This is a genomic window from Allobosea sp. Root670, from assembly GCF_001429415.1.
GTDB lineage: Bacteria > Pseudomonadota > Alphaproteobacteria > Rhizobiales > Beijerinckiaceae > Allobosea > Allobosea robiniae.
Genome location: NZ_LMJU01000008.1, coordinates 44781 through 54120, shown reverse-complemented (window position 1 = coordinate 54120; position 9340 = coordinate 44781). Strand labels below are relative to the sequence as shown.

10 protein-coding genes and 1 pseudogene are annotated in these 9340 nt (G+C 62.1%); 4 read left to right on the top strand and 7 right to left on the bottom strand.

Annotated elements, in window-relative coordinates; genetic code table 11:
• The first annotated feature begins 98 nt into the window (after positions 1 to 98).
• Complete coding sequence (locus ASE61_RS09450) at positions 99 to 602, top strand: outer membrane protein (protein WP_082617334.1); 504 nt, start codon at positions 99 to 101, stop codon at positions 600 to 602.
• A 466-nt stretch (positions 603 to 1068) separates the two neighbouring features.
• On the opposite strand, the gene ASE61_RS27480 is transcribed toward ASE61_RS09450, so the two are convergent.
• The 6 genes and pseudogenes from ASE61_RS27480 to ASE61_RS09420 form a co-directional block, all read right to left on the bottom strand.
• Positions 1069 to 1257 (bottom strand): DUF1236 domain-containing protein, encoded by a 189-nt coding sequence (locus ASE61_RS27480; protein ID WP_320409865.1) that lies wholly within the window; start codon positions 1255 to 1257, stop codon positions 1069 to 1071.
• A 484-nt stretch (positions 1258 to 1741) separates the two neighbouring features.
• Positions 1742 to 2042 (bottom strand): annotated as a pseudogene (locus ASE61_RS09440) (PRC-barrel domain-containing protein).
• A 589-nt stretch (positions 2043 to 2631) separates the two neighbouring features.
• Positions 2632 to 5322 carry an autotransporter outer membrane beta-barrel domain-containing protein gene (locus tag ASE61_RS09435; RefSeq protein ID WP_162260086.1) on the bottom strand — a complete coding sequence of 897 codons (2691 nt, stop codon included), beginning with the start codon at positions 5320 to 5322 and terminating at the stop codon, positions 2632 to 2634.
• Positions 5323 to 5663: 341 nt separating this feature from the next.
• Complete coding sequence (locus tag ASE61_RS09430) at positions 5664 to 5879, bottom strand: hypothetical protein (RefSeq protein WP_061966642.1); 216 nt, start codon at positions 5877 to 5879, stop codon at positions 5664 to 5666.
• Entirely contained in the window at positions 5869 to 6348 is a 480-nt protein-coding gene (locus tag ASE61_RS09425) for a hypothetical protein (protein WP_061966641.1), read from the bottom strand. The genes ASE61_RS09430 and ASE61_RS09425 overlap by 11 nt, the downstream gene beginning before the upstream one ends.
• A gap of 4 nt (positions 6349 to 6352) precedes the next feature.
• Positions 6353 to 6619, bottom strand: coding sequence for a hypothetical protein (locus ASE61_RS09420; RefSeq protein WP_061966640.1), 267 nt, complete (start codon positions 6617 to 6619; stop codon positions 6353 to 6355).
• Between ASE61_RS09420 and ASE61_RS26380 the strand changes: the two genes are divergently transcribed.
• The 3 genes from ASE61_RS26380 (at position 6612) to ASE61_RS09410 (ending at position 8207) form a co-directional block, all read left to right on the top strand.
• Positions 6612 to 6929 carry a hypothetical protein gene (locus ASE61_RS26380; protein WP_156407034.1) on the top strand — a complete coding sequence of 106 codons (318 nt, stop codon included), beginning with the start codon at positions 6612 to 6614 and terminating at the stop codon, positions 6927 to 6929. The two genes, ASE61_RS09420 and ASE61_RS26380, sit on opposite strands and share 8 nt — an antisense overlap.
• Before the next feature lie 245 nt (positions 6930 to 7174).
• Entirely contained in the window at positions 7175 to 7297 is a 123-nt protein-coding gene (locus ASE61_RS27395) for a hypothetical protein (protein ID WP_274532858.1), read from the top strand.
• 319 nt (positions 7298 to 7616) lie between these two features.
• The gene (locus ASE61_RS09410) at positions 7617 to 8207 is read left to right on the top strand and encodes an acyloxyacyl hydrolase (RefSeq protein WP_061966638.1); all 591 of its coding nucleotides are present in this window, start codon (positions 7617 to 7619) and stop codon (positions 8205 to 8207) included.
• A 685-nt stretch (positions 8208 to 8892) separates the two neighbouring features.
• Here the strand turns inward: ASE61_RS09410 and ASE61_RS09400 are convergent.
• Complete coding sequence (locus tag ASE61_RS09400) at positions 8893 to 9138, bottom strand: hypothetical protein (RefSeq protein WP_061966636.1); 246 nt, start codon at positions 9136 to 9138, stop codon at positions 8893 to 8895.
• Positions 9139 to 9340 lie beyond the last annotated feature (202 nt).

Genomic DNA, 9340 nt, shown 5'->3' with positions numbered 1-9340 from the left:
TCGATCTTGAACTCACGCCCAAACTGTCGTCGCCTCATACGCCACCTCCGGTTTCATGAAACACCCAATCTCGGTGTCCACGAAACCGGCAGCAGGCCATCTACGTCGGCGCCAACGCAGGCTACGGCTTTGGCCAAGCGACCACAAATCTAGGCGGCAGCGCCGATATGGACGGTTTCATCGGCGGCGGCCAGATCGGGTATAACTACCAAATGGGTCAGTTTGTGCTCGGCTTGGAAGCTGATCTTCAAGCTGCGGATCTCGGAGTCAGCGGTATCGGCGGGAGCATCAAAACCGATTATTTCGGCACAGTTCGCGCTAGAGCCGGTGTCGCATTCGATCGCTTCATGCCCTACATCACCGGCGGCTGGGCCTACGGAAACGTGAAAACCTCAGTTCCTGCGCTCGGGATTTCGTCGGATAATTCGCACACTGGCGGATGGGCTCTCGGCGGCGGCGTTGAATACGCGATCACGAATAATCTGATTGCCGGCGTCGAATATCTGTACGTCGACCTCGGAGAAAAAGGCGTCCTTAACAACGGTCTCAAAGTTGGAACCGACTTCTCGGTGGTGCGCGCCCGACTGAACTATAAATTCTAAATGCAAAATGGCCCGGCACCGCGCGAGCGGGGCCGGGCCGGTTTCATCCAGCGTGGGAATGTAGGCCTCGAGCGATGGCCCGCTGGCTCAGTTGGAAGAGCAAGAGGCTGCTTAAACGAAAATACGGCCCGGCGCCGTATCGCCCCGCTCATCGGCATCAAATGCGCCTTGATGGGCGATATCCCAATGCCCGTGTCTGCTTCCGTCTCTCTTCCCGTGCCAGCGAGTTCATGTGCTGGCGAAGCGACCTCCACGGTATCAAGTCGTAGGTTGGGGGTTGAACCAACTGGCTTTCATTCGTGATCAGATTGATCTCGCTCAAGCCACCCTCCATTTCGTCGGGGCATCATTCGATGCCGGGGCCCTAGGTCCTCGTGAAGCGACTAGCCCTGTCAAAAGACAGAAGCGGGGGATACGAAAATGCCCCGCCAGCGGGAACTGACGGGGCCAAACGCAAACATTTGCCCTATTGGATCACCTGAACGATGCGACGGGTCCGGGGCTCAACCACAACTGGTGTCCCGTTCACGACCGTATAGCTATAGCTTCCGCCAAACTCTGTGGGGACCTCGCGATAGGTGACGCCGCTCGCGGGAAGCACGACTCCGACACGCACTGGCTCCGCATAGGTGTATGACGGCACCTCGTTGGCCATCACGTAGGTGCGGAACCGGGGCATCATATTTGCCGCGATCCCGGCAGTGTCGCTATTGGCACCAGGCTCCGAAATGCCAGCCGAACCTCCGGTTGCCGCTCCGCCAGAGGGTCCAGATGCTCCGAGGCTCCCACCGGGCGTCGCACCGGGGGCTGCTCCCGATGCCCCTCCGGTATCGCCACTCCCGGAAGACCCCGCCGAGCCGCCGGCCGCTCCTCCAGCCGCGCCGCCAGCTGAACCTCCCCCAGCGGCACCGCCACCTGACGCTCCTCCCGAGCCACCGGCACCTTGCGCAAAAGCCAGAGCCGGAATCATCGCGACAGCAGCAACAAGTATGATCTTGCGCATGATTCATCTCCTCGTTGGACCCCAGCTAAAGTGCCAAACGGAAGCGGTTCGAAGAGAGTTCCTCAATATCTCCGAATTGTCGGGCATTCACGCCAGCCGGAGCTGACGGGGCGCGCGAGTGTTACCGGGTTGTCTATCAAGGATCGATGTGCTCGGGCATCGCTTTGAGCTGATCCTTGATCCAGTTCGTGACGGCATGAACGTCGCCATCTTCGCCACGCATGAACTCCAGATCGCTCACCGGCACCGCGACTGGCTTCGCGCCGATTACCGAGGAAGCCGCCGACATCGATGACGACAGTGCCGGCAGCGCCGTTGCCATGGACGTGCGAGACCGAGCCGATCTTCTCGTCGCCGGGGCCATAGATCGTCGCTCCGTCGAGAGCACTCGCCGTCAACTCCGCCGGTGCGAGACGGACGTGCTTGAAATGGTCCATAGTTTTCTCCTTTGCTGGATCCCTTTCCACCAGCGGGAGGGCGCTCGCGTTCCGAACAAAAGAAAAGCCCGGCACCGCGCGGGCTGGCGTCGCTCGCCTCTCCATCGATAGGGCCACCGAGGTCCGTCATGACCTCAAGATCTGCGTGCATCCGCGCGAAAGCGTCGCGGTGACGACCTTGCCAACGGTGAAGACGCAGGCGCGTCGTCTCAAGCACATCGATCATACGAATCCTCCCGTCATCGCGATGCTTGGCTGTCGCAGTTCTGCGACGGAAGTAATAAGGACCGCAAACGACCGATTGTGTTGAAAAAGTCCGGCTGGCGTGAAATCCGTCCGATGCCGACACTCGATGGAGAAGAGCGTTCTTCGGACTTCAGAAAAATGCCCTCTACAGCGCGATTACCCATCTGCGGAAGGATGAAAATTCTGCGCTTTGGCCGGGCGATTTCGCGTCAGGTATTGCTGCGGACTTTTTCAACACAATCGACCCAGAGCTTACATCAGTCCCTGAACAAGAAAGGCCCCGCCAGTCGAAGCCAGCGGAGCCGTTGTGTGCATGCGCCGAAGTTCCTGCACACGGCGACGGTTACCAGCTGATCCTCAGTCCTCCGCGGCCGGTGATGCTGTGGCTGTCGCTGAAATGGGCCAGGCTGGTCTGAGCCTCGACTTCGCCGTAGAGCGCATAGCGGCCCGTTTCATACTTCGCGCCGAGCCCCAGCCCACCCCAGAGTCGCTCTCCACGGCTGGTCAAAGGCGTTCCGGCGACGGTCGCCGTCGTCCCGTCGAGGAATTCGTAGCGCAGGTTGGCGATGCCGTAGAGCGAGGCATTGACCAGGCGCCCCGCATTGTCGCGCCAGCTCCGCCGATAATCCGCGGAGACGCCGAGCCGCCCGCGCAGGCTGTCGCCGTCGCCCAGAGTGACACGGGCACCGAACGGATCGATGAAGCTGTCGGCGTCGACACGCGCGTAAGTTAGCTGGGCCTGCGGCGTCAGCGACCAGCTCTCGGAAAGCGCGATGCTTTGTCCGAGCTCGAGTCCAAACGCATAGCCGAAGCCGCCTTTGCCCTTGGCGAGCTGACGCCCGGCAGTCGTGGACGACAGGTCATCGTCGAACCAGCTGAGCTTGGCCTGCGCATCAGCGTAGAAGCCCGACGCGCCGTACCACGTCAGCGCCCCGCCGAACCCGGTGCCGGAGGCTTTGATCTTCCCTTGTCCGAAGACCGACGATACATCGGCTCGCCCTTCGCCGTGATGCAGCGTCAAGCCTCCGACGAGCGTGCCGGCGTCTCCCGCAAAAACCTGCCCATCAGCGCCAGCCTGCAGGCGCCAGCTATCGATCATGTAGCTCGTGCCGGTCGTGGAGAAGCCCGGCGTAATGCGGCTATGGGCTGCATCGATGCGGGCCCAGATCGCGCGGCCTGCGGCGTTCGCAGCGTCGGGCCGGCCGTCGAAGCGGTCGCCGACGCGCTGGCGCAAGGTCTGGAGCTCGTTCAGGCTCTGCAGGATCTGGCCATAGGCTTCGTAAATCGGCGCTCCGGGCTGGTAGATCGGGCCCAGGACGACCGGTGGCGACGCTGGGGTAGAGGGTACCGTATAGGCCGAGCGCAGATACCAGTCGCCATCGTTCGGCGTGCTGATGCCGTTCTTCTGTAAGGTGTAGGCATAGGCGCCGGCAACGACGGCGGGCTGCCCCTGGAAGACGGTGGTGCCCTGGAGCGTGAAGACGCCGTTCGAAGTCCCGCCGACATCGACGACCTTGATGCCTTCGATGGTCTGTGCGCCAGCGCCGCCCTGGTTCAACACCGTGACAGGGGTCGTGCCTGCGGTGCTGCCGGTGATGACGAGGCGGTCGGATGGAGAGGCGTCGCCGCCGAGTACGGTTTCGATCTCGAGCCGGCCGCCATTGCCCACGTAATTGCCGTTGATCGTCAGCGTGCCGATCGAATTGCCGGGCGCAATCGTGCCGCCTGGCTGGTTGATCGTGGCGCCGACCGTGCCGATGCCCTGCAGGCGGCCGCCGATGACCTCCATCGTCCCGCCGAGAATGCCGTTCACGGCGAGCGTGCCGGCCAGCACACTGCCGGCCCCGGTGAAGGTCGAGCCGCTGTCGCCGGTCAGCTCCAGCTTGCCGGCGCCATTCTTGGTCAGCGCGCCCGCGCCGGTGAAGCTGGGAGACATGCCGATATTGTGGCCATCCGTGTCGATGACCATGCCATTCCCGCCGATGGCGATGGTGCGGGTGTCAAAATTGGTGAAGAAAGTGGAATTGCTTCGTGTCGCGCGTAGGAGGCCGCCATCGAAGGTGACGCTTGCGGTGCCAGCGCCGCCCCGAATGCCGCGGGTTTCCAGGACGCCGCGGTTGTTCATCGGCCCCTGCACAAGCAGCGTCCCGCCAGAGCCTGCGGCAACGCCGAGCTGGACACCGCCTTCTGCGCGAACGAGCCCGCCATTCTCGACCGTCAGCGAACCGGTGCCGTTATTGCCGACGGTGAGGTTGAAGGGCGACATCACCCATCTCGACCCCGCTCCGGTCACGGTGACAGTGCCGGTGTTGTCGGCACCGACATAGCCCTGATTGCTCGTGACGACTGCACCCGCTTCGATGCGCAAGGTGCCCGCGGCGAAGCTGCCGATCGTGAGCTGTCCGGTATTGGTCCATGTCGTGCCAACGCCGTTCACCACGACATTGCCCTGAGCATTGCTGCCAACGATGCCCAACGAATTTGAAACCGTTGCGCCCCCCTCGACGCGCAAGGTTCCGGCACCGGTCACACCGACGGTCAATCGGTCACTGTTCTGCCAGGATGAACCAAGACCGCTGATCAAGGCGCTGCTGCCGCCATCGATGCTGCCAGCGAAGCTTGAAATCCGGCCGCCAGCCAGAATGTTCAACGTTCCGGTACCAAAATATCCGATGGAGAGGTCACCGGTATTGGACCAGGTGGATGCATTGCCACTGCCGTCGGTACCCGAGACCGTGACCATGCCGTTGCTCCCCACGTCATAGCCGATGATGCCCCGAGCACTGGTCACGGTTCCGCCGGCCGTGATGTCGAGCCCACCGATACCGGTATCACCGACCAAGAGGTCGCCCCCGACGGACCAGTGCGGCGACTGAGCCGGCCCCGGGTTCAAATCACCGCTGCCCGTGACCGATTGCGCGCGCACCGAAACATCGGAAGCGCACACGATCGCAACAATCGCAGTCGAAACCAGTAGAGTTCCACGACGCCCGCCAGCGAATGCAGCACTCCTGACAATTTGTGCCTTCATCATCACCAGGCCCCGCCTGCGGCACATCTGTGCAGCTCGAATCTCTGTTGAAAATACAAGCATCTTTGCCAAGAGTTTACGAGAACTTAACTTCGAGCGCTGATGCGGCGACAAAAAAGCCCCGCCAGCCGGAGCTGACGGGGCTGAGTTCGTCTCATGGGGTGGGAGACGTAGACCTGAGTAAGGGGACGATGCCGCTCAAGTTCCTCGCCGTCTCCGCGCCGGGGCGGTCGCCTCCAGGTGCTTGAGCATCTCCTGTGCCATGAGCTCGGCGCGGCGGACGACCTCGGCATCCTCCGCACGCTCCTGGCTCAGCAGCAGCATCTTCTCCAGAGCGGATGCAGTCAGCTCGCACGCGACAGCGGTCTGCGCTGAGCCGCGGCGAGGTCGCGGATGGGCTGCATGTCGGCGATCGAGAGGCCGGGGATGATCCGATCGCCGCTCGCCGTCGTGGGGCTCTTCAGCTCCTTCAGGTATTTCCAGATGCCGAGGATGCCGATACCGACGCCGGCGACGGCCGTGGCGACGATGTTCTCGGTGGTGACTGCGCTAGCGTCCATCCGATACTCCCTTGTCCATGCCCGCGGCGTCCTTGGTCGCCGCGACGATGTTCATCGCGTCGAGCACAAGCAGGCCGGGATACACAGCAAGGCCAGTTGTCGCCGCGTCGGAAGCCCAGAGGCCGAAGCTGATCTGGAACCAGAGGAAGCAGGTCAGTAAGGGCGCCAGCGCCCGCACATGCGGCGACCAGCGGCCGTACCATGTGCCGGAGAACGTGCCGTTGATGATCAGGGCCAGCAGTCGGAAGGCGCCGATGCCAATCGCGAACCAGCCCCACGCGTTCTCGCTCATCATCGCCGCCATTTGCGAGCATGCCCGATGGCCAGCGAACGTCGCGCCAGGCCCGATCAGAATCCAGCCCCAGGCAACCATGATGCCGGCCAGAACCCATTCGGATCGGCGGGCCGGGAAATGGTCGGCGATCCCGTGATAGAGCCGCGTCGGTAGCGGATGATTGCGCAAGGGCATGGTGTCAGCCCCTTGTGGTGACGGAAGGATCCTCGACCTTCGCGGCGATCTCCGGCGTCGTGACGATCTTCGCCACCTCCGGGAGCGCGGCGGCCGTCGCCACCAATCCGGCCTTGCGGCGGATATAGAGACTGTAGCCGGTCGTGATCAGCGTCATCAGCGCGCCGACGGTGATCTGCATCGAGCCCTCGTAGCCGCGCGTGACGAGCGCTGCGCCTGCGGTCTGCAGGAGCGTGCGAACCAGGCTCCAGAACTGCTCCATCGTGAACATGATGGTCTCCTTGATTGTGATGGGGATGGTTCAGGCGCCGGGGCGTCTGCTGAGCAGCAACAACGGCCTCATAGGCTTCCGCCGCGGTGGTCAGCGCCGAGGCGACGTCGGCCGGCGGCTTGGCGCAGACCGTATTGACGGCCGCGGCCGCCATGACCGCGATGTTCCGGTGCTTCTCCGGCGCGAAGATCGTCGCGCCAAGCGCGACCAGCGCCCGCTGAACTGCGGTCGTGTCCATGAAATGCTCCGGATGTGGAAAAGCCATTTCGCAGCGAAAGCGCTGCCCAGTTGTCGCCAGAATCGCGGCTGATCGCTGGCCTTCCTGCTCAAGCCTCGCCTGGCTGGCAGGAACGCTACCGGCGGCGCGGTCAAGGTGCCGCCGGTAGCTTGCCGACGAAAAGTCTTGCCGCTAGACGCCAACCGTGTTCCGCTACGTTAACAATAAGCAGGGAGGCGTGCCGTGCTGTTGAGTAGTCGTAGCGCTGGCGTATGGATGCGCACCGGAATCGTTATCGCTCTGGCGATTATATTTGCGTTGCCTATGGTGATTACGCTGTGAGCCGCGGCCTGAGCAGCGAAGGCACAAACCTCGACGCCGCGATGGAGACTCTGCCACAATGGCTACTGACGGCGATCAATCTCGTCGGCGTGATGGTGTTTGCTCTGCTCCAGACCTGAAGAAGTCAGCCGAAGGCGGCATCAAGAAGCTGCGGTAAGGCGAGTAGGGCGTCTGGACCCGTGCGGCTCGGGGCATCTACTGTAACGTGGCCTGCGCGCCTCGACCTGTTTGCGGTGGTGACTGGCGAGATGGGAGCAAGGCGATGCCGGGGCGGGAGAGATCGCATCGGATCAGTCCTGACCGCACAGATCGGCCGACTCTTGAGATGCGGTAGCGTTGCAACAATTTTCGAATTTCGCACGAACGATCATGGTTAACCGTTTCCTAACGAAGCTCGCTCGATAACCTTCGATGGGGGATTCGCCGGGAACGCCACTCATGAGCCGTTTGCTGACCTGTCTCGCTTTGTGCCTATGCGTTTCTGCTGGGATCGCTTTGGACGCGAATGCCGCTGACCTTGCCAACCCGCTTGCCTATGCACCGCCGGTCGTTGCGCGCTCATTGATCTCTGAAATTCGAGGTGGCGTTTTTGCCCATGCGATCGGAACTCGTGAGGACGGCTCTGTCGATCTCAACGGCGAGATCCTGTTCTCCAAGCCGCTCACGCCTGCGGACCCAGTGATGGCGTTCCTCGTGCCCCGGCTGCATCTCGGCGCCACGATCAACACGGCCGGCGATACCAGTCAGTTCTACGCGGGTTTCACATGGACCTACGACATCACGCCGAAGGTCTTCATCGAGGGCAGCGTCGGTGCCGGATTTCACACCGGTGAGACCGGCCGTTTCCGTGTGCCCGATCGGCTAAGCCTGGGCTGCTCGCCCTTGATCCGAGGCACGGGCTCTGTCGGCTACCGGTTCACTGAAAACTGGTCGATCATGGCGACGGTCGAGCACATTTCGAATGCGAACCTGTGCCACGACAATCAGGGCCTGACGAACTACGGCGTCCGGGTCGGCTACACTTTCTGATGCTCCACTGACTCGCAGCAGGAACTCAGGGTCGGCGAACACCGTTTCGTGTCAGCGCCGACCATTTTTCTGAGAGCTGCTCAGATGCTGCCCGAAGATTCCCCCGACCGGCTCGCCCGCTGCACGGCTGAGTTCCGGGCCTCATCAGCCCCGAGTCGAAGCTTTGACACGCTGCATGAGTGTCTACTCTTCCTCGTCGATAAGGCCAGCGACGAGCCCCTGTCGAACATTCACGTACACGCGGCTTCGGGGGAATACACCATTAATGGCCCCGAGCTCGAAGCCCTGATCGTGGCGACTAGAGTCGCGGGTACGGCATGATGCGACAGAGCCAGACCTTGCGATCAAGGAGTTGCAGCCCAAAGCGGGAGAAATAACTCGGCAGTTGAAACCAGCGGGGACACTCAAGCGTATCCCGCGAATGCCTACGCCTAAAAGCCGGAATCGGTCGCCTTCCAAAGAGCCTGCCCGTGCCCCTGACTATGCCACAGAAGACTTCGAGATCCAGCGCCGGCTGCGGCGCGACCTGAAGCTCACCTCTAAAGAAATTGCCGAGATCGATATCGAACTGGCGATTGCTGCGGGGCTACTGTGCAGGCCGAAACCACGCTCGGATTAGCCGATCTCCGCTTCCAGTTCCGGCATAGTTCACCCAGTGGATCGTCTGCAAGCCGCTCGCTGGAACTCACGTGGGGCGCTTTACATCTCGCGTGCGATCGGGCAGCGCATCCACAGCTTCATCAGCCCCCTGATCCTCATGAAGGACGCCCTCCTGCAGCACCTTCGTAGCGGCGTCGGCCTTTTTCTTCGGATCGGTTGGCAGCCCTCTTGTTTCAGGGGTCGCCGCAAGGCCTATGTCCTTCGGCTTCTTCCCATCATTCCTGGCAGTCGCGGCGAAGGTCGCGAGGGATTCAGGTTGCTTGTTTGCCATGGCGCATTCCTCCGAATGCCATCGCAACCACGGCCTGATCTCGTTGTTCCTCTGGATACGAGAAAGCCCGACCTCTCGGCCAGGCTCCTGTCTTGAAGGCGGCACGGGATTCTGGAGCATTAGCTGTCAAGATGGACAGCTCGAGCACGCGCGATGAACAAAGCAGGAATTAGATGTCTTTTTTTGACCAAGACCTTGGGCG